The sequence below is a fragment of the Rhodococcus sp. AG1013 genome (assembly GCF_003350365.1).
Lineage (GTDB): Bacteria > Actinomycetota > Actinomycetes > Mycobacteriales > Mycobacteriaceae > Prescottella.
The window spans coordinates 124,409-144,916 of sequence record NZ_QQAT01000010.1 but is presented as its reverse complement, the minus strand read 5'-3'; the positions used below and the strand labels follow the sequence as shown (position 1 = coordinate 144,916).

The 20,508-nt window shown below is 67.2% G+C and carries 18 protein-coding genes; 13 read left to right on the top strand and 5 right to left on the bottom strand.

From position 1 onward, the window contains the following. The first annotated feature begins 411 nt into the window (after positions 1-411). The 8 genes from DEU38_RS14520 (at position 412) to DEU38_RS14485 (ending at position 10,251) form a co-directional block, all read left to right on the top strand. On the top strand, positions 412-1,122 hold the full coding sequence (locus DEU38_RS14520; RefSeq protein ID WP_114722168.1) for a GntR family transcriptional regulator: 711 nt from the start codon (positions 412-414) through the stop codon (positions 1,120-1,122). Between the two features lie 227 nt (positions 1,123-1,349). Continuing rightward, the gene (locus DEU38_RS14515) at positions 1,350-2,963 is read left to right on the top strand and encodes an amidohydrolase (protein ID WP_258557910.1); all 1,614 of its coding nucleotides are present in this window, start codon (positions 1,350-1,352) and stop codon (positions 2,961-2,963) included. 31 nt (positions 2,964-2,994) lie between these two features. Continuing rightward, complete coding sequence (locus tag DEU38_RS14510) at positions 2,995-4,608, top strand: ABC transporter substrate-binding protein (protein ID WP_114722108.1); 1,614 nt, start codon at positions 2,995-2,997, stop codon at positions 4,606-4,608. 63 nt (positions 4,609-4,671) lie between these two features. Next, positions 4,672-5,625, top strand: coding sequence for an ABC transporter permease (locus DEU38_RS14505; RefSeq protein WP_114722107.1), 954 nt, complete (start codon positions 4,672-4,674; stop codon positions 5,623-5,625). Continuing rightward, on the top strand, positions 5,618-6,727 hold the full coding sequence (locus tag DEU38_RS14500; RefSeq protein WP_114722106.1) for an ABC transporter permease: 1,110 nt from the start codon (positions 5,618-5,620) through the stop codon (positions 6,725-6,727). The genes DEU38_RS14505 and DEU38_RS14500 overlap by 8 nt, the downstream gene beginning before the upstream one ends. Beyond that, on the top strand, positions 6,724-7,803 hold the full coding sequence (locus DEU38_RS14495; RefSeq protein ID WP_114722105.1) for an ABC transporter ATP-binding protein: 1,080 nt from the start codon (positions 6,724-6,726) through the stop codon (positions 7,801-7,803). Before DEU38_RS14500 ends, DEU38_RS14495 begins: the two co-directional genes overlap by 4 nt. Then, positions 7,803-8,792, top strand: a complete 990-nt coding sequence (locus DEU38_RS14490; RefSeq protein ID WP_114722104.1) for an ABC transporter ATP-binding protein — start codon at positions 7,803-7,805, stop codon at positions 8,790-8,792. The genes DEU38_RS14495 and DEU38_RS14490 overlap by 1 nt, the downstream gene beginning before the upstream one ends. Before the next feature lie 40 nt (positions 8,793-8,832). Beyond that, complete coding sequence (locus DEU38_RS14485; protein WP_114722103.1) at positions 8,833-10,251, top strand: amidase; 1,419 nt, start codon at positions 8,833-8,835, stop codon at positions 10,249-10,251. Between the two features lie 7 nt (positions 10,252-10,258). On the opposite strand, the gene DEU38_RS14480 is transcribed toward DEU38_RS14485, so the two are convergent. After that, positions 10,259-11,722: an MFS transporter gene (locus DEU38_RS14480; RefSeq protein WP_114722102.1), complete on the bottom strand. Its 1,464-nt coding sequence runs from the start codon at positions 11,720-11,722 to the stop codon at positions 10,259-10,261. Between the two features lie 308 nt (positions 11,723-12,030). On the opposite strand from DEU38_RS14480, the gene DEU38_RS14475 reads away from it, so the two are divergent. The 5 genes from DEU38_RS14475 (at position 12,031) to DEU38_RS29205 (ending at position 16,789) form a co-directional block, all read left to right on the top strand. Beyond that, positions 12,031-12,402 carry a hypothetical protein gene (locus DEU38_RS14475; RefSeq protein ID WP_258557909.1) on the top strand — a complete coding sequence of 124 codons (372 nt, stop codon included), beginning with the start codon at positions 12,031-12,033 and terminating at the stop codon, positions 12,400-12,402. 112 nt (positions 12,403-12,514) lie between these two features. Then, positions 12,515-14,866 (top strand): LuxR C-terminal-related transcriptional regulator, encoded by a 2,352-nt coding sequence (locus DEU38_RS14470; RefSeq protein WP_114722167.1) that lies wholly within the window; start codon positions 12,515-12,517, stop codon positions 14,864-14,866. Positions 14,867-14,979: 113 nt separating this feature from the next. Beyond that, positions 14,980-16,140 carry a Rieske 2Fe-2S domain-containing protein gene (locus DEU38_RS14465; RefSeq protein WP_114722100.1) on the top strand — a complete coding sequence of 387 codons (1,161 nt, stop codon included), beginning with the start codon at positions 14,980-14,982 and terminating at the stop codon, positions 16,138-16,140. 44 nt (positions 16,141-16,184) lie between these two features. After that, on the top strand, positions 16,185-16,364 hold the full coding sequence (locus DEU38_RS14460) for a hypothetical protein (RefSeq protein WP_258557908.1): 180 nt from the start codon (positions 16,185-16,187) through the stop codon (positions 16,362-16,364). 296 nt (positions 16,365-16,660) lie between these two features. After that, positions 16,661-16,789: a hypothetical protein gene (locus DEU38_RS29205; RefSeq protein WP_258557907.1), complete on the top strand. Its 129-nt coding sequence runs from the start codon at positions 16,661-16,663 to the stop codon at positions 16,787-16,789. Between the two features lie 169 nt (positions 16,790-16,958). Here DEU38_RS29205 and DEU38_RS14455 read toward each other — a convergent pair whose 3' ends face one another. The 4 genes from DEU38_RS14455 to DEU38_RS14445 form a co-directional block, all read right to left on the bottom strand. Beyond that, positions 16,959-17,807, bottom strand: a complete 849-nt coding sequence (locus DEU38_RS14455; RefSeq protein WP_114722098.1) for a 3-hydroxybutyryl-CoA dehydrogenase — start codon at positions 17,805-17,807, stop codon at positions 16,959-16,961. A 162-nt stretch (positions 17,808-17,969) separates the two neighbouring features. Further along, on the bottom strand, positions 17,970-18,113 hold the full coding sequence (locus DEU38_RS28485; RefSeq protein WP_181818784.1) for a hypothetical protein: 144 nt from the start codon (positions 18,111-18,113) through the stop codon (positions 17,970-17,972). Between the two features lie 166 nt (positions 18,114-18,279). After that, positions 18,280-19,437, bottom strand: a complete 1,158-nt coding sequence (locus DEU38_RS14450) for an acyl-CoA dehydrogenase (RefSeq protein ID WP_114722097.1) — start codon at positions 19,435-19,437, stop codon at positions 18,280-18,282. 178 nt (positions 19,438-19,615) lie between these two features. Continuing rightward, positions 19,616-20,383, bottom strand: coding sequence for a TetR family transcriptional regulator (locus DEU38_RS14445; RefSeq protein ID WP_114722096.1), 768 nt, complete (start codon positions 20,381-20,383; stop codon positions 19,616-19,618). Positions 20,384-20,508 lie beyond the last annotated feature (125 nt).

Here is a 20,508-nt window from a genome sequence, read left to right as displayed (position 1 = left end):
ACTCGGTCCATTGCGACACGGACTCTAGCTGGCCCGACACCGCTGAACAAGAATGAAATGCAGAACCGCCATCTCAGTGTGTCGCAGAGAAATTCGTGAGCTGTGCACACGGTAGGGCCGCAGTGGAGGAGTGGACTGTTTGCGCCCGCGCTGCGGGGCAAATGAAACGTTCGACCGGCTCGGCAAAACCGAATCGCGTCAGGTCTTGTGCAATTGAGAAATGCATCCTAGATTGGCGAGGCGCAGGTTTGTATAGACAAAGTTCTCGTCCTGCTGCGCGGGCTTGCGGCCGGTTCCGGTCGGTGGTCCGCGTGACCATCGGCGGCAGCACCAGGCGGGAGGGACTCTCTCGATGTACCAGGTAATAGGTGTGTTGGATGTGTTCCGGAACGTGTGGAGAACCGCCGTCCCGTGACCGACCCTCAGCACGTCCTGCTGGCGCAGGAGCTGATCGCCCGGATCCAGTCGGGGGAGTTCAGCGTCGGAGACAAGCTGCCGACGGAGCACGAATTGTGCGAAAGCCGATCCCTTGCCCGCGGCACGGTGCGTCAAGCGCTCAAGCACCTCGAGGATGCCGGGATGATCAGTCGGCGCCGCGGTGCCGGGACCACTGTGTCCTCCCCGGTCGCGATGGGCGGACACCAGGCGTTCGTCACGAGCAGGGCCGGCATGTTGTCGTTCGTTCGGCACACTCGAATTCGGCACCCGGCGACCAATAGTGTTGTGGTGGAACGTGAGTTGGCCGCGCTGACGGGTCTGCCCGCGGGTACCGAGTGGTTCTGCGTCAAGGGTCCACGCGTGATCCGTGAGTCGGATCTTCCGCCCATCTGTTGGAGTGAGCTGTACCTGCGGGCGGATCTGCCGTATCGGGACATGCTGCTCACCGCCAAGTTCGACATCGCCAACCTCGTGCGGCAGCGCATCGAGCAGGAAGTGAGTGCCACGCGCCTCGCGGGTGCGGTCTCCGAGGCGCTCGATGTGGAGAGTGGAAGCGCCGCACTGGTTGTCGTGCATCGGTATTTCGACTCGAGTGACGTTCTCGAGGCAGTCGGGGTCCACATCCATCCGGCGGATCGCTATCGCGTCGCAACGTCGGTTGGCTCGCAGCTCGCCGCCGACTGACATCCCGCGCACCTCGCCGGGCGTCCGATGCCCGGTCGGAAAAGCTACTCGGCGGTACTTTGACCCCGGGTACTGACATGAATTCTATTGTGCGTTAGCCTCTTCGAAACAGGGTGTGACGCACATCTCATCTAGGGGGTTCAGTGCTCGGCAGCAGCTCGGCGACGGGATCGCCCATGGACGGATCCGGCCCCGACCGTGTCTATGTCGGCGGTGTGGTTCGGTCCATGACAGGTGCCGACGGCGCGACGGCGTTCGCGATCTCGAACGGCCGTTTCGTCGCGGTCGGTACCGACTCGGAGATTCGCGCGCTGGGCGGCCCCGGTACCGAGATCGTGGACCTCCGGGGGCGCACGGTTCTTCCCGGCTTCATCGAGACGCACGTGCACCCGCACATGTCGGGGATGAACGGCACGACCGTGGACGCCGGAGTGGATTCGTGCCCGGACATCGGGACACTCGTCGAGGCTCTGTCGACGCGCGCGGCGACCACCGCAGCCGGATTGCCTGTGGTGGCGTCCGGTTTCGACGACAGTCTGGTCGCCGAGGACCGTGGCCTCACCGTCGACGATCTGGATCGTGCCGCGGGGGATCGGCCGGTCGTCGTCCGACACCTGTCGGGACACGGCGTGTACGTCAACTCGTTCATGCTGCGGAGCAATGGCATCGATCATTCCACCCCGGATCCCGAGGGCGGAGTGATCGTGCGCGACGCGTCGGGTAACCCGACCGGCGAGTTCCGTGAGATTCCCGCCATGCGACTGGTGGTCGGTCCGGGCGAGAGCATGCCGTCCGGCGACGACCTCGACGCCGCGCTGCGTTATGCGCTCGAGAAGATGGCCTCCGCCGGTGTGACGAGCTTCCACGACATGTTCGTGACACCCCCCATGATCGAGTCCTATCGACGTCTTCGTGATTCGGGCGAGCTCACGCTGCGGGGGCGCCTGTACGCCGGCTTCGGCACTCTGGACGGCTTCGCCGTCGACACCGACGGCGGTTGGGATGCCGACGATTTCCTGGGTGTGGGCGGTGTGAAGCTGATCTCGGACGGCTCGATCCAGCTGCATACGGGCGCACTCTCGGAGCCGTACCACGATCTCGGTGAGTGCCATTGCGGCGAGATGGCGATTCCCTCCAGCGACTTGGACGAGATGGTGGCGCGATGCCACGGCGCCGGACGTCAGGTCGCGATCCACACCAACGGTGACCGCGCAATCGACCTCGCACTCGATGCGATCGAGAAGGCGTTCGCAGCGTCCGGGAGCGCCGGCCTCCCGCACGCGGGTCTGCAGCACCGATTGGAGCACGTCCAGACGATTCGTGAGGACCAGATCCAGCGCATGCGCGAACTCGGCGTCGCTGCCTCGGTGTTCGTCAATCACGTCTACTACTGGGGCGACCGGCACCGCGACCGCTTCCTGGGTCCGGAGCGCGGCAGCAGGATCAGTCCGGTGGCCTCGATCGCCGCGGCCGAGGTGCCCTTCGCGCTGCACTGCGACAGCCCCGTCACCCCGGTCGATCCTTTGTTCACGATCCACACGGCCGTGAACCGAATCACCCGTGAGGGCGACGTCCTCGGCCCGCAGCAGCGGGTCGAGGCGCTGACCGCCGTGGGCGGATACACCGCGTCGGCTGCTCGGATCGGCGGCGAATCCGATGTCAAGGGATCGATCCGCCCCGGCCTGTTCGCCGACTTCGTCGTCCTCGGGGACGACCCGCTGACCTGTGATCCCCTCGCGATCAAGGACATTCCAGTTCTCGCGACCGTCGTCGGCGGCGACGTCGTGTACGCGGCCGAGAGACTCAGCTGCGTTTCCCCAGCTTCCCCAGTTTCCCCATAGCCCTGCAATCACTTCCTGAAAGTAGGTTCGAATGAAACGTCACGCACTCGCGCGGGCCGGTATCTGGCTCACCTCGCTGGCAACCGCCACCGCAATGCTGGCCGGTTGCGCGAGCGGCGGGTCGGGTTCGTCGACCGACGCGTCCGATGTGAGGTCCGGGATCGTGGGGGAGCAGCCGGACGGCGGCGATCCGCAGTCCGGCGGCACGGTCTCGTACGCCACCTACAACGGTGTGAGCAGTCTCGATCCGGCCGACCGCCAGGACGGCGGCGCCACCGGTGGCAGCGAGATGGCGGCGATCTACGACCTGTTGATGCGCTACGACTCCGAAAGCAAGGAGTATCAGCCACAACTCGCGCAGTCGCTGACCGCGAACGCCGACAACACGGTGTGGACGTTGAAGCTCCGGCCGGACGCGAAGTTCAGTGACGCCACCCCGGTCGATGCCGCGGCGGTGCAGTGGAGCATCAACCACTACCTGGAGAAGAAGGGCACCCACACCCAGGTGTGGAAGGCCACCGTCGCCGACGTCGCCTCGCCCGATCCGGCCACCGTGGTGTTCACGCTCAAGCAGGCGTGGAACGAGTTTCCGATCATGCTCACCACCGGACCGGGCATGATCGTGGCGCCCTCGTCGATGGCGACCGGCACCTTCGCCCCGGTCGGCGCCGGCCCGTTCCGGGTCGAGAAGTTCGCCTCCCAGGACGAGCTCGTCCTGACGGCGAGCCCGTCGTACTGGGACGGCAAGCCGCACCTGGACAAGCTGCGCTTCCCGGCCATCGTCAGTGAGCAGGGCAAGCTCGACGCCCTGCACACGGGTGGCGTCCAGGTCGCGTATCTGCGTGGTGCGGAGGCAGTTCACAGCGCCCTCGACTCAGGCGACACCGGTTTCGTCTACACCTTCAACATGGGTGGAGTCGGCCTCATCAACCAGCGTGAGGGTCGAGCGGGCGCCGACGAGCGGGTTCGCAAGGCGATCGTGGCCGGGGTCAACCCCGACACCTTCAACGAGCGCGTCGAGGGCGGGCAGGGCCTGCCCGGCAGCGACATGTTCCAGACGGGGTCCAAGTGGCACGGTGATGTGGCCGGCACCGGCTACGACCCGGAGGCGGCGAAGAAGTACCTCGCGGAGGCCAAGGCCGACGGATACGACGGCAAGCTCACCTACGTCGGGCTCAACGATCCGCAGACCCAGCGCAGCGCCCTGGCCTTCCAGTCGATGCTGCAGGCGGTCGGATTCACCGTCGACATCGTCTACGCGACGAGCATCAACGATCTCGTGAAGAAGACATACGCGCAGTTCGACTACGACATCTCGTACTCGGCGTTCAACGTCCTCGACGAGTCGCCGTTCGTGCGCCTGTACGGCAACTTCTTCAGCGGTTCGGCCTCGAACGTCCTCGGGTACAAGAACCCGGAGATGGACGCACTGCTCGGCAACCTGCAGACCGCTCCCACGGACGAGGCCCGACTCGGGGTCGTCGAGGAAATGCAGACCCTCGTGAACGAGACCTCGCCGATGGTCACGGTCAGCACCGGCAAGTTCTTCATCCCGTGGAGCAAGAACGTCCACGGGATCACGCCCAGCGCCGACGGCATCATGCTTTTCGGAAATGCTTGGCTCACCGCGGATTCGGCTTCCTAGCCGGCGATCTGCCCACACGGACAGCAGGGATGCTCATGGATTCAGGAAGGAGGCGGTGCGGAGATGGCGAGAACAGTGATCGATAAGATCGTCGAGTTGATCGTCGTGCTCTTCGTCGTCAGTCTCGGTACGTTTGCGCTCGTGTCACTCATCCCGGGTGATCCGTCCGTCGCGATGCTGGGCGAGGGGCACACACCCGAGGAGTACGCGCAGGCGCGGGCGGACATGGGTCTCGACGACCCCTTCCTCACGCGATACTGGCACTGGTTGTCCGGTGCACTGCAGGGCGACCTGGGGCAGTCGATGGTGCCGCCGCAAGGGCCGGTGACCGAGAGCATCAGCGCCGCAATGCCGGTGAGTGTCCAGCTCGCCGTCATGGGCCTGTTCATCGCGATCGTCGTCGCGGTGCCGCTGGCGATGTGGTCCGCCCGTCACCAGGGCGGCTGGATCGACCGTGCGATCAGCGCCTGCACGTTCGGTGTGCTCTCGATCCCCAGCTTCCTGTCGGGCCTGCTGCTGATCATGGTCATGGTCAACTATCTCGGCTGGTTCCCGCGGTCGCAGTGGGTGCGGGTATCGGAGGGACTCGGCCAGAACCTCTACCACGCAATCCTTCCGGCGATCACGATCAGCCTGCTGGAGATGGCGATGTTCATCCGCATCCTGCGCAGCGACCTGGTCATGACGTTGAAGGAGAACTTCATCCTCGTCGCCAAGGCGAAGGGCATGTCGAATGCCCGACTGCTCTTCAGTGATGCGTTGCGGCCGTCGTCGTTCTCGCTCATCACGATGCTCGGCATCGTCCTCGGTTCGATGATCGGCAGCACCGTGATCGTCGAGACGCTGTTCTCGTTGCCGGGCATGGGGTCGCTGATCGTCCGCGCCGCACAGCAGGGCGACATGCCGATGGTGCAGGGGGCGGTCCTGGTGATCGCTCTCGTCTACGTGGTCGCCAACGGCGTCATCGACATCGCGTACGGATACCTCGACCCAAGGAGCCGACGAGCCCATGTCTGACACGACGACCGACGACATCGAAATGCCGGCCATCACCGGCCGGGCACTCGACGACGCGAACGCGGAGGAGCTGGCGAACGCATCGGATCTCGCCGAGCGCCGCAACCTGTACCGGGTCGGTGCGATCCTCACCGTGGTGGGCCTGATCGCCGCCGGTGTCGGACTCGGGGCCGCGGGAGTGGTGATGGGAGCACGCCTCGCGATCTTCGCGGTCGGGCTCGTGGCGCTCTACATGGGCGTGCGCCGCCTCGGACTGGCCCGCTTCGGATCCGACTTCGATCTGACCTTCATCCTGTCGTGCGCGTGGCTGACGGTGCTCATCGTGGCCGCGGTGATCGCGCCGCTCCTGCCGCTGGCCGAACACGAGGACACCACCAAGACCCTCAGCGCCAAGAGCTACGCCGAACCGAGCCTGTTCTCGGCGCATCCACTCGGCACCAACAACTTCGGCCTCGACATGCTGGCCCGGTCCATCTATGGAGCACGTTCCTCGCTGATCGTCGCGGTTGCCGCGGTCCTGATCGGCATCCTCGTGGGTGGGGCGATCGGCATCATCGCCGGCTACTTCGGCGGCAAGGTCGACCGGATCATCGGGGTGTTCACGAACTCGTTGCTCGCGGTGCCCGCGCTGATCCTGCTGATCGCACTCGCGTCGGTCCTCGAGCCGAACCTGCGCAACATCTCCTTCGCGCTGGCCGTGCTCGCGATACCCAGCATGGTCCGCATCGCTCGTGCCAACACCCTGGTGTTCTCGCAACGTGAATTCGTGCTGGCCGCAAGGGCGATGGGAGCCACGAAGTGGCGGGTCATGGTGCGAGAGATCGCGCCCAACGTCGCGCTGCCGCTCCTCTCGTTGGGCATGGTGATGATCTCGGTGATGATCGTCGCGGAGGCATCCCTGAGCTTCCTGGGGCTGGGCATCCAGCCGCCGTCACCGACCTGGGGAAACATGATCTCCGAGGGTCAGGGCAAGGTGTTCGAGCAGCATCCGTACATCGTTCTGGTGCCGGGCCTGTTCCTGTTCCTGACGGTGTTCTCCTTCAACCTGGTCGGCGAGAAGGCCCAGAAGCGCACGGGCGGAACACGGGAGGTGAAGCTGTGAGTAGCAACGAGCCATTGTTGACGGTGGACAACGTGTACACCAGGTTCCGCACCAAGCGCGGACAGCTCCGCGCCGTGGACGGCGTCTCGCTCCGGCTCGACGCCGGCGAGACCCTCGGGCTGGTCGGCGAGTCCGGGTCCGGCAAATCGGTTCTGGGCCAGACCATCATGGGGCTGGTGTCGACCGACGGGCCCGCCAAGGTGACCGGCAGTGTGCGCTTCATGGGCCGGGACATGCAGTCCCTGACCCGCAAGGAGCAGCAGCAGCTGTGGGGCAAGGACATCGCGATGGTGTTCCAGGATCCGATGTCGGCGCTCAACCCGTTCAAGCGCATCGGAACCCATGTCACGGAGTCCCTCCGCGCGCACCTGGGCCTCGGCAAGGACGAGGCTCGGGCGCGGGCGATCGAACTCCTGCGCAAGGTCCGGATCCCCGAACCCGAGCGACGGATGGATCAGTACCCGCACGAGCTGTCCGGCGGCATGCGTCAGCGCGTGGTGATCGCGATGGCGCTGGCGTGCGACCCGAAACTGACGATCGCCGACGAGCCGACGACCGCGCTCGACGTGACGGTTCAGAAGCAGATCCTCGAGCTGCTCGAATCGTTGCGTGTCGAGTTGGGCATGGCCGGAATCCTCGTCAGTCACGACCTGGGCGTGGTTGCCGGGCAGACGGATCGGGTCGCGGTCATGTATGCCGGACGGATCGTCGAGACGGCGCCCACCCGGCAGCTGTTCGGCAGCCCGCGGCATCCGTACACCGAGGCGTTGCTGGCCGCGGTGCCTCGGCTCGAGCAGGAGCCGCACACCACTCTCGAATCGATCGAGGGTGGCCTGCCGGACATGACGAAGCCGCAGCAGGGGTGCTCGTTCGCGTCCCGCTGCCGCTACGCACAGCAGAAGTGCCTCGAGGTGGTTCCCGAGCTGACGGTGTGCGCCGACACCGCGGGTGCGCGGCACCCGCACGAGGTGGCGTGCCACTTCCCGCTCGGCGGCCCCGAGGCGCAGGACACCGCGGACACCCAGGCGGACGCCGGTGCCGCGTCGGGCACCAAGGTGAGAGTGGAGAGCATCTGATGACGGCAAGCGGAGTTGCGCAGGCGCGGACGGAGCGGAAGCCGGTCCTGGCGGTCGAGGATCTGGTGGTCGAGTTCCCGGCCGGCCGCAACCAGACGGTGCACGCGGTGTCGGGGATCAGCTTCGACCTCGTGGCGGGCGAGACCCTCGGCATCGTCGGCGAGTCGGGCTGCGGCAAGTCGACCGCGGGACGCGCGGTCCTACAGCTGCCCAAGCCGAAGTCGGGGAGCGTCCGGCTCGACGGGACCGAGCTGACGGCGCTCAGCGCGTCGGAGCTGCGCAAGGTGCGGGCCCAGATGCAGATGATCATGCAGGACCCCATCTCGTCGCTGAACCCGCGCCGCAAGGTGAAGCACCTGGTGACCGAGGGGCCGCGCATCTGGGGTTCGAGGGACCGCGCGAAGCTCGAGGAACGCGCGCGGAACCTGCTCACGGCAGTGGGACTCGACCCGGAGATGGTGTGGGATCGGCTGCCGGGAGAGCTGTCCGGTGGCCAGTGCCAGCGCGTCTGCATCGCACGGGCGATGATGCTCGAGCCGAAGCTGCTGATCTGCGACGAGCCGGTGTCCAGTCTCGACGTGTCGGTGCAGGCACAGATCCTCAACCTGCTCGAGGCCACCAAGAAGCGGTTCGAGTTCACGATGATCTTCATCGCGCACAACATGGCGGTGGTGAAGAACATCAGCGACCGGGTGATGGTGATGTACCTGGGGAAGGTCTGCGAGGTCTCGCCGTCCTCCGACATGGAGAACATTGCGCTGCACCCGTACTCGAAGTTGCTGCTCGCCTCCATCCCGGACCCCGATCGGCACCGGGACGACGTCGAGACGATCGAGCAGATCGAGGGCGACCTGCCCTCGCCGCTGAATCCCCCGTCCGGATGCCGATTCCGGACGCGCTGCCCGCTCGCCACCGAGCGTTGCGCCGCGGAGGAGCCCCAGCTGCGAAATGTCGGCGAAAACCATTACGTCGCTTGCCACAACGTCTGACACCGCGGTCTGGGCGACAGGCGAACGCTTGGAGGATTGTATGGAGAACTTGTTCGACGACCAGGACATGACCGGACTGGCGGCGTCGATCCGGGACGGGGACGTCTCGGCTCGTGAGGTCGTGGAGTTCTCGATCAGCCGCCTCGCGGAGCGCAACCCTGCGGTCAATGCGGTGGTCAGCGAGCGCGCCGAGGCGGCCCTGGCCGAGGTCGACGCCGGTCTTCCGGACGGCCCGCTGCGCGGGATCCCGTTCCTGATCAAGGATCTTCACGCCGATGTGGCGGGCCTGCCGACCAGCAACGGCTCGCGACTGTTCGCGGGACGCGTCGCGCAGCGCGACACCGAACTCGTTGCCCGCTACCGCCGGGCCGGCCTCGTCGTCATCGGCAAGACCAACACCCCGGAGTTCGGCCAGAACGCGAGCACCGAACCGGTCCTGTTCGGGCCGACGCGCAACCCCCGCCGCCTCACGCACGGGGTGGGTGGTTCGTCGGGCGGCGCGGCCGCGGCGGTCGCGGTGGGCATCGCGCCCGCCGCGCACGCCAGCGACGGCGGCGGCTCGATCCGAATTCCGGCGTCCGCCAACGGACTCGTGGGCCTCAAGCCGTCGCGCGGGCGGATGCCGTCGGGCTCGCCGCTCGCGGGGCCGCTGTCGGTGGAGCACGCGGTGACGCGCAGCGTGCGCGATACCGCGCTGCTGCTCGATCTCACGTGCGGTCCCGCCGTGGGTGCGCCGTTCGGCATTGCTCCGCCCGCACGCCCGTACGTGCAGGAAGTCGGTGCCGATCCCGGCAGGCTCCGCATCGGGATCACCACGGTCATGCCGAACGGTGAACCGGTGCACCCGGATTGCGCGGCCGTCGCCTCCGATGTCGGCGTTCTGCTGGAGAAGCTGGGGCACAGCGTCGAGACCGCCGCCCCCGTGTTCCACCCGGACGCGCTCGCGGCGGCCATGCAGTACCTCATGTCCGCTCCGATGGCGGTCGAGATCGACCAGCGTCTGGCCGAACTCGGCCGGGAACTGCGCGACGACGATCTCGAGACGATGGCCCGCGTGCAGTACGACCGCTGCAAGTCGGACTCCGCGACCGATCTCGCGTTCGCGTACACCGAACTCGAGCGGACGGCGCGGGACATCGGCCGGTTCTTCACCGAGTACGACCTGCTGCTCACTCCGTCGCTCGGGGCTCCCACCCCGCCGCTGGGCCTGCTCGACGCGATGAATCTCGAGGCCATGTGGAAGCACGCCGGCATCTACGGTGCGCTGACATCGCCGTTCAACAGCGGTGGTCAGCCCGCGATCTCGCTCCCGCTGGGCAAGGATTCGACGGGTCTGCCGCTCGGTGCCCAACTGGTGGCCGCGCACGGGCGTGAGGATCTGCTGATCCGGATCGCGTCGCAACTCGAGGCGGCGTACCCGTGGAACACCGCCCCGGTGTGGCCCGCGGTCCAGGACTGACCGGCGGTCAGTCGGGCGGCGGCTGGACGGCGGGCGCGGTGACGTCACAGTGCGGTTGGCACGCGACGGACTCGCCCGCCTCCTCCGCTGCCGGTTCCTCGGCCACCGTGCGGCGGGGGATCATCACTGCCGAGATCACGGCACCGATCAGCAGTAGTGCGGCGCAGATCAGCATCGCGATCCGGAAGCCCGACCCGAACGCGGCGGGATCGGTGAGCGCCTCGGTGCCGATGCCGGCGAGTCCGGGCAGGGCTGCGACCGCGAGCAGTTGACTCGTGCGGGCCACCGCGTTGTTCACGCCCGACGCGATCCCTGCCTGGTCCGACGACACCGAGCCGAGCACGGCCGCGGTGAGGGGCGCGACGAGCGCGGCCAGGCCCAGGCCGAACACCAGGACGGCGGGCAGGACCTGCGTCGGATACGACGCGTCGGGGCCGATCCGCAGCATCAGCAGCAACCCGGCGGCGGCCAGCAGCGGACCCACGGTCATCGGGATCCGTGGCCCGTGGACCTGCGCCCACCGGCCGGCCCGCGACGACAGCAGCAGCATCAGGATCGTGATCGGGAGCGATGCGACACCCGCCGCCAGCGGGGAGTACCCGGACACGATCTGCAGCTGCAGCAGCAGCAGGAAGAACACGCCCCCGAGCGCGGCGTACACCGCGAAGGTCACGAGGTTGGCGGCCACGAACACCCGCGACGCGAACAGTGAACTCGGCACGAGGGGATACCGGGCGTGGCGCTCGACGAGCACGAACGCCGCGAACAGCGCGATCCCGGCGACGCTCATCCACGCCGTCTTCTCGATCAGCCCGTACGTGAGGGCGCCGAGCGCGAGCGCCGCCAGAATCGATCCTGCGAAGTCGAGTCGCTCGGGCGGGTGCGGGTCCCGGGTCTCCGGAACGTGCCGCGCCGAGACCCACACGACCGCGACCGCGAGCGGGAGGTTGATGAGGAACACCGACCGCCAGCCCGCGACCTGGACCAGCCACCCGCCCAGCAGCGGTCCGACGGCGGCCGCCACCCCGCCGAGCCCCGACCACATTCCGATCGCGGCACCCTGGTCGTCGTCCTCGAACGATGCCGAGATGATCGCGAGACTGCCCGGTGTCAGCAGCGCTGCACCGAATCCCTGCAGGAGCCGGGCCGCGACGAGCGCCGTGACGTCCGGAGCCAGCGCGCACAGCCCCGAGGCGACCGCGAACCATACTGTTCCCCAGATGAATACGCGACGACGTCCCCATCGGTCGCCGAGTGCGCCGCCGAGCAGGATCAGCGACGCGAGTGTGAGGGTGTAGCCGCTGAGCGTCCACTGCACGCCCGCGACCTCGGCCCCGAGGTCCTCGGCGATGCGTGGCAGCGCGACATTGACGACGGTGCCGTCGAGCATCGCGAGCGAGGATCCGAGGACGGTGGCCGTCACGACCCACCGGCCCCGCGCCGACTTCAGGTGAAGCGCCGGAGCGGTCATGTCTTCGATGGTGCGCCTCTGATCGGGGTGACGGGAACCCCCGACCGATGGCCGCGGTTCATGAGGGGACTGTGAGAGTTCGCCGGTCACCCGCCCGGATCGCCTTGTTCGGTGTGTGTGTCGGGCTACCGTGCCCCGATCGGATTCACAGACGAACGAGGGGGAACGGCATGTACTCGACGTGGGGCGAAGCGAAGCGGGTCGGGCGAGCGGCGGCAGCCGGAACGATGTGTATTGCGGCTCTTCTGCTCTCGTCGTGTTCCGGCGAGACGGACCCGGAGCCGCCCGCACCGATCACGACCACCCCGGTGGCATGGACACAGCCGCCGCTCACCGCACCCACGCCGGCGGAGCTGAACGCCAACCTCGCCCGCGCGTTCGATGCCGGCATCCCGGCGGCCGACAAGATCACGCTCGTCCAGGGCGCAGCGGCCGATCCGCAACTGATCGACCAGGTGGTGGCGGCCGCGAAGGCGAACAAGGCGGAGGTCGAGGTCGTCGACGTGACGGATCTCGGCGACGGTTCGGTGGTCGGGACGGTGGCCATGCGCCTCGACGGTCAGCCCACCCCGGAGAGCGTCATGAACTTCGTGGCGGAGGACGGAGTCTGGAAGCTGTCGCAGGACAGCGCGTGCAGCATCGTGAGCGTGGCTGGGCTGACATCGCCCGCCTGCGAGTGAGCGGCGAGAACATCTCGGAATCGTCGGGGCGGGTGATCTGACACGCGCTCGACGGCATCCCTCCCGGCGTACCGTGAAAATGTCGGGGCAGGGTGACGGAAGTGACGGTTCGATGACGCTCGCCGTACGTGGCATGGTCGGGAACCTGCCCATGGCGCTGACCAGTTTCGTCGGCCGTCGTCGCGAGTCGAGCGAGGCGCGGCGGCTGCTGTCCACCGCGCGCCTGGTGACACTGACCGGGATCGGCGGGGTCGGTAAGACCAGGCTCGCGCTGCGGGTGGCCGAGGATTCGCGAAGGGCCTTCGGTGACGGTGTGCGGCTGGTCGAACTCGCCGAGGTCCACGACCCGGAGTCGCTGAAGGATACGGTCGCGATTGCCGTCGGGTTGCGGGTCCGCGCCGCACGGCCGCCGCTGGACATGCTGGTCGAGTACCTGGCCTCGCGTCGGCTCCTGTTGGTGATGGACAACTGCGAGCATCTGGTGGGGGCGGTCGCGGCGCTGTGCGAGGCGCTGTTGCGGAGGTGTTCCCAGCTTCGGATTCTGGCGACGAGTCGCGAACCCCTGGGAATCGGCGGGGAGGCGATCCTGCGGGTTCCGCCGTTGACGGTCCCGGATCCGCAGCGCGCACCACCGTTGGACGGGCTTCCCCAGTACGAGGCGGTCACGTTGTTCGTCGAGCGCGCCACGGCCGCCGTTCCCGAGTTCCGGCTCACCGAGGAGAACCGGGGCGACGTCGTCGGGATCTGCCGGCAGCTGGAGGGTCTGCCGTTACCGATCGAACTGGCAGCGGCGCGATTGCGGGCGATGTCCGCGGCGCAGATCCTGGACCGGCTGACCGACCGCTACCGGTTGTTGAACAGGGGCAGCCGTTCGGCGCCGACTCGACAGCAGTCGCTGCGTGCGTGTGTCGACTGGAGCCACGACCTGTGCTCGGAGCAGGATCAGATGCTGTGGCGCCGGTTGGCGGTTTTCGCAGGCAGCTTCGAGTTGGACGCAGCCGAGGGCATCTGCTCCGAGGGCTCCGCCGAGGACGAGCTGTTGGACGGCGTGGCGTCCCTGGTCGACAAGTCGATCTTGATCCGGGAAGAGCCGGGCATTGCCGTGAGGTACCGGCTGTTGGAAACGATCCGCGACTACGGACAGGAGAAACTACGTGAGTCCGGCGAGCATCTGGCGTTCGTGCGGAGGCACCGGGACTGGTACGAGCGGCTCGTGTCGCGGGCCGCGGACGAGTGGATCAGTCCCCATCAGGTGGAGTGGATCGCCCGGCTCGAACGCGAGCAGCCGAACCTGCGCGACGCGCTGACGTTCAGCATCGCCGGGAACGAGGAGGACGCCGCCGCCGGGCTGCGGATGGCCACCGCGTTGTATCCGTTCTGGCTCTCCCGCGGTCGGCTCAGCGAGGGACGGCGCTGGCTCGAGCGCGCGCTGGCGCGCCCGACCGCGGCCGAGACGGCGGATCGTGCCAGGGCGCTGTACGCGTGCAGCGCTCTCGCCGCGATGCAGGGCGATGTCGAGGGCGGGATGGCCCGCGTGCAGGAGGGGCGCGAACTCAACCTGGGGCACGACGATGCCGTGTCGGATGCCTTCATCACACATGTCGAGGGACTGCTGGCACTCGCGGCCGGTGACTTCGATCGGGGGGTCGCGTGTTTGGAAGCGAGTCTCGAGGTCTTCCGTTCGGAGGGCATGCGGATGCAGATCGTCGAGGACCTGGCGGGTCTCGGGTTGGCCACTGCATTGCTCGGTGAGGCGGAGCGGGCGGCGGCGTGGCACGCCGAGGTGCTCGCCATCACCGAACCCTGTGGTGAGGCGGTCTTCCGGACCTACTCGTTGTGGGCCACGGGCATGGCGGAGTTGCAGCGGGGCGACCCCGCGCACGCGGTCGCGTTGTTCGAGGAGGGTCTGCGATTGACCCGGTCGGTGGACGATCCGCTGAGCGCCGCGTGGTTCCTGGACGTGATGGCATGGATCGCTGCCGCGGCCCAGGAGTTCGGGCGTGCCGCCACGCTGAGGGGGGCGGCCATGGCGATGTGGCAGATCGTGGACGGTCCGACGGTCAGATTTCCCAGCCTGCTCGTTCACCGCGACGAGTGCCGGCGCCAGATCGTCGGTGCGATCGGCGAGCGAGGGTACGAGGCGGCGCTTCACCGCGGCCGGGAACTGACTTTCGAGGGCGCGGTTTCATTCGCACTCCGGGAAGAGCCCGCGGCCGTCGAACCCGAGCCCGCCGCCACAGCGACGAGTCTGACCCGACGCGAGCGACAGGTCGCCGATCTGGTGGCGCAGGGGCTCACCAACAAGGCGATAGCCGAGCAGTTGGTCATCTCTCCGCGCACCGCCCAGGGGCACGTCGAGCACGTGCTGACCAAGCTCGGCTTCACCTCACGGACGCAGATCGCGGCTTGGATCGTCGAGCGGACCAGGGACGAATCCCTGGATCAAGACTCGTCGATCGAATGACCGTTCAACGGGAGGGCCTCTGGAACAGCAGCTTTCGCGGCGCGAGATTGGAGGGTCGAGCGGGGGCACATGTACAGCCCGCATACGTGCCCCGCAGAACGAAAGGACTCACCATGACCTCAGTGTCCTCAGTGGACGCCGACACCACCGACGAGATCCGAATCATCGAGACGGGAGCGCCCCCGGCGCGATTCGCCCGCGGCTGGCACTGCCTCGGTCTCGTCGCCGACTTCAAGGACGGCAAGCCGCACTCCGTGCAGGCCTTCGGCACCAAGCTCGTCGTGTTCGCCGACAGCAAGGGCGATCTGAAGATCCTCGACGCGTACTGCCGCCACATGGGCGGCGACCTGAGCCAGGGCGAGATCAAGGGCGACACCGTCGCGTGCCCGTTCCACGACTGGCGCTGGGCCGGCAACGGCAAGTGCACCGACATCCCCTACGCCCGCCGGGTGCCGCCGGTCGCCAAGACCCGCGCCTGGACCACCACGGAGCAGGACGACCTGCTGTTCGTGTGGAACGACCCCGAGGGCAACCCGCCGCCGCCGGAGATCGCGATCCCCGCGATGCGCACCGGTGACGCCGAGTGGACCGCGTGGCAGTGGAAGTCGATCGTCATCGACACCAACTGCCGCGAGATCGTCGACAACGTCGTGGACATGGCGCACTTCTTCTACGTGCACTACTCGTTCCCCACCTACTTCAAGAACATCTTCGAGGGCCACGTCGCGATCCAGGAACAGAAGGGCGTCGGCCGCGACGACGTCACCGAGTGGACCGACCCGGATGTCCCGAAGCTGGTGGGCAACACCTCCGTGGCCGCGTACCACGGGCCGTCGTTCATGATCGACGACCTCGTCTACCACTACGACAAGTACGACGTCGAGTCCGTGCTGATCAACTGCCACTACCCGATCTCCCCGAACCAGTTCGTACTCATGTACGGCATCTCGGTGAAGAAAACCGAGCAGGTCCCGGCCGAGATCGCCGACCAACTGGTCGACGCGATGATCGGCTACATCGGCATCGGGTTCGAACAGGACATCGAGATCTGGAAGAACAAGACCCGCATCGACAACCCGCTCCTGACCAACGAAGACGGCCCGGTCTACCAGCTGCGCCGGTGGTACGAGCAGTTCTACGTCGACGTCGCCGACGTCACCCCGGACATGGTGGACCGCTTCGAGTTCGAACTCGACACCACCAAGCCCGTCGAGGCATGGAAGCTCGAAGTCGCCGACAACCTCGCCCGCCGCGCCGCTGCGGAAACGGTGTAGCGGTGGAGCCCGTCGACTGCGACCGATGCGGTTGCCATGTCCTCGTGACGAAGAACAGCTGGCAGCACACTTCGGTCCAGTGGACCGCCGAGGCGCGGGCGGCGTGTCGGGAACTGGGTGGCGGTGCCACCGATCCGGCATCGCTGGCGTGTAGCTGCCCGGCGATGCAGGACTCCATCGCCCGCGCGGCCGTCGAGGGGCGGATCTCCGTCGTCGACGAGTGATCTCGTGCGCCCGGGCCGGATCACCGGCCCGGGCACACGTGATCTCGTCAGCGACAGTGCGGCCGGTCGACCGACCAGAACCGACCGCTACTGTTTTCCTGCCGGACACCTTGCCGTTCTCGGATCGTTGCCGGGTCACGTGAATATTACTCACAGAGATTCGAGCTGGTCGGAAGCGAAATCGACTGTCTTGCAGAATCTCTGCCCGGATGTCTTGCGTACTCTCGTGAGCGCCGTGCAGCACATCGGACGCGCAAAGAGCGCGTACATACACATTCACTGTGAGGAGTTTTGACATGGGTTCTTCCGACGCTGATCTCGCCCTGATCAAGCAGATCCAGCCGGTCGTCAGCGGCATCGGTGGCCTTCTTTCGGGCGTTGCCGCAGTCCTCGGCCTGGTCGGCGCGCTGAACGCCTTCAGCTGAACGACTGTCGAACCAGACCTCCGTTCCACACCCCGGCCGAGTCGCCGGGGGTGGACGGAGGTTGTCGGCATTTGTCCTGACAGCCGCTGCCGCTGTCGCTCGGACGGAAACAGAAAGCGCCCCATCGTCTTGGAGACGACGGGGCGCTTTGCCGTGATCGGGTCAGGGACTACTTGTAGCTGTAGAAGCCCTGTCCGACCTTCTTGCCCAGGTGCCCGGCGTCGACCTTGCGGCGCAGCAGGGCCGGCGGCGCGTAGTTCGGCTGTCCGAACTCGGCGTACAGCGACTCGGCGGCGGCCAGTGCGACGTCCAGGCCGACGGTGTCGAGCAGCGTCAGCGGGCCCATCGGGTAGCCGCAGCCACCCTTCATCGCGTCGTCGATGTCCTCGGCGGTCGCGTAGCCCGACTCGAGCATGCGGACGGCGTCGCACAGGTACGGGATGAGCAGCGCGTTGACGATGAAGCCCGCGCGGTCACCGGCCCGGACGGCCTTCTTGCCCAGGGTGTTACGGGCGTAATCCGTGACGGCCGCGACGGTCTCTTCGGACGTGACCAGGCTGACCACGATCTCCACCAGCGGCATGACCGGCACCGGGTTGAAGAAGTGGACACCGACGACCTGCGACGGACGCTGCGTGGCGTTCGCGATCTTGATGACCGGGATCGAGGAGGTGTTGGTCGCGAGGATGCCCGACGGCTTCACGATCTTGTCGAGCTTGCCGAAGATCTCGGCCTTGAGCGCCTCGATCTCCGGGGCAGCCTCGATCACCAGATCGCGGTCCGCGAACTCCTCGATGTCGAGGGTCACGCGCACCCGTGCGATGGCGGCGTCCGCCTCCTCCTGGGTGATCTTGCCGCGGGCGACGCCGCGGTTGATCGAGGTCGCGATCCGGGCCTGGGCGGCCTCGGCGAACTCCTGCTTGGTCTCGAGAATCAGGACCGAGCTTCCGGCCTTGGCACAAACCTCGGCAATGCCGGCACCCATCGTGCCGCCGCCGATTACACCAACTAGCTCCACAGTTGAATCTCCACTGTCGTCTCTTCACGACGCCCGACGGGCGACGTGCTGTCGAGGATCATTCTGCTATCCGGGGACCCGGATCGGTCACCCCGCATCCGTCACCCCGGCGTCGGAAGCACCGATGCCGGGGTGACGGATGTCGTGGGTGTCGTCGAACCGTCAGCTGCCGAGGCTGCCACCTCCGAGGCCGCCACCTCCGAGGCCGCCCAGACCGCCGGTCCCGCCGCCTCCCTGACCGCCCATGAGGGCCATCAACTGGGCCAACACGTCCACCAGATCCCCGAGAATGCTGATCGATCCCATGTGTACCAACTCCTCTGCGTCGGCCACGGCACCGGCCCCCGAACGGCCTGCCTACTGCAGATCCCGGATCGAACCGTGCTGTCACCTACTGCGGCACCCCAGGTGCTACACCCTCATTGAACGCCGGGGACCTCGAGCTGTGGAACCGTCGCAGCGAAACCGTTCGTTATTTGAGCAGTGCGCGTGACATCACGACGCGCTGGATCTGGTTGGTGCCCTCGTAGATCTGGGTGATCTTGGCGTCGCGCATCATGCGCTCGACCGGGAAGTCGGTGGTGTAGCCGGCGCCGCCGAACAGCTGGACAGCGTTGGTGGTGACCTCCATCGCGACGTCCGACGCGAGGCACTTCGCGGCCGCGGAGATGAAGCCGAGGTTCTTCTCGCCGCGCTCGGCGCGAGCCGCCGCGGTGTAGACCATGAGGCGGGCCGACTCGATCTTCATCGCCATGTCGGCGAGCATGAACTGCGTGTTCTGGAACGACGCGATGGACGTGCCGAACTGCTTGCGGTCCTTGGTGTATGCCAACGCGGCATCGAACGCGCCCTGCGCGAGACCGAGCGCCTGCGCACCGATCGTGGGACGCGTGTGGTCGAGGGTCTCGAGCGCGGTCTTGAAGCCGGTGCCGGGCTCGCCGATGATGCGGTCACCCGGGATGCGGCAGTTCTCGAAGTACAGCTCGGCCGTGGGGGAGCCCTTGATACCCAGCTTGTGCTCGAGCGGTCCCACGACGAAGCCCTCGTCGTCCTTGTGCACCATGAACGCGGAGATGCCGTTGGCGCCCTTGTCGGGGTCGGTCACGGCCATGACGGTGTACCAAGTGGACTGACCGCCGTTGGTGATCCAGCACTTGGAGCCGTTGAGGATCCAGCTGTCGCCGTCCGCCTTCGCGCGGGTACGCATCGCGGCGGCATCGGAGCCGGCCTCACGCTCGGACAGTGCGTACGACGCCATCTTGCCGCCGGCGATGTCCGGGAGCACCTGCTGCTTGAGCTCCTCGGAACCCTTGAGGATCAGGCCCATCGTGCCGAGCTTGTTGACCGCGGGGATCAGCGAGGACGAACCACAGACGCGGGCGACTTCCTCGATCACGATGCACGCGGCGACCGAATCGGCGCCCTGGCCGTCGTACGCCTCGGGGACGTGGATGGCATTGAATCCCGATGCGACGAGGGCTGCCAGAGCTTCTTCGGGGAAGCGGGCCTTCTCGTCGACTTCCTTCGCGTACGGCGCGATCTCCTTCTCGGAGAGAGCGCGGATCGCGGCCCGCAGCTCGTCGTGCTCCTCGTTCAGCTGGAAGAGGGGGAAATCGGGATTGCCGGCCATGGGGACGCTCCTCGGTTGTGCGGGACGGTCGGTTGGGACGGTCGGCTGGCACCGAGTGACTGGGGCACTCAGTGCCAGGTTCGCGTCGTCGTGCTGTGGCGTACCTCTCGGCATGTTTCAGCCGATCGCGCACGTGGGTCCACGAATGACCCCAGTCAAGCATGGCACTAAGTGCCAGTCAAGGGTTGGTGGGTGAGGGTCCGGTCTCGGTGGCCTCGAGCTGCAGGCGCACCCGACGGGCCACCTCTGCGGGCGGCGTTCCCGGCGGATAGGTCACCACCGTCACGGCGTCGGTCGGGCGGGTATTCGTCGAGTCCGTCGACGTCACGGCGGTGGCGGTCGTGTCGCGCGTGCCGGCTCCGAATTTGCGCCGGATCTCGAGCAGCGCGCGCTGCAGTTCCTCGGAGGTTGCATTCTCGTCGCCGCGGATCATCGCTCGCAGCAGATAGTTGTGGCACGCCGTCACGCTCGCCGCGAACCCGACGACGTCCAGCGGCTTCGCGGACGGGACGGCGCCACGCAGGTGGTCGGTGAACAGGCGCTCGTAGCGGTAGCCGGTGACGAGTTCCCGGTCGCGGAGCGCGGGCACCCGCTGGACCACCTGGTAGCGGCGCACCGACAGCTCGCGGTTCTCACGGAACCGGTTGAAGACCAGGCGGGCGGCCTCGCACACCGCCATCCACGGATCCTCGGTGGTGCCCGAGAGGTAGTCGGCGGCCTGCTCGAGCAGTGATTCGTGATCGGCGAAGATCACGTCCTCCTTCGACCGGAACTGCCGGAAGAACGTGCGCCGCGAGACGCCCGCCGCAGCGGCGATCTGGTCGACCGTGGTGGCCTCGTAGCCGTGCTCGGCGAAGAGCCGGATGGCCTGGGTCGCGACATGGACTCGGAAGTCCGCAGGATCGCCGTTGCTGTCGGGTCCGGTGCCCTCGACGCGCTCACTCATGCGTGCCAGTATCCATGCCCGATCCGGCCCGGCCGATCGTCCACCTGCACTCCCGGCCGGTCCGTCCACCTTCTCTGACCTGCCGATCTGGACCGCAGCCACGCGGCGGGCGGATACTGCACATA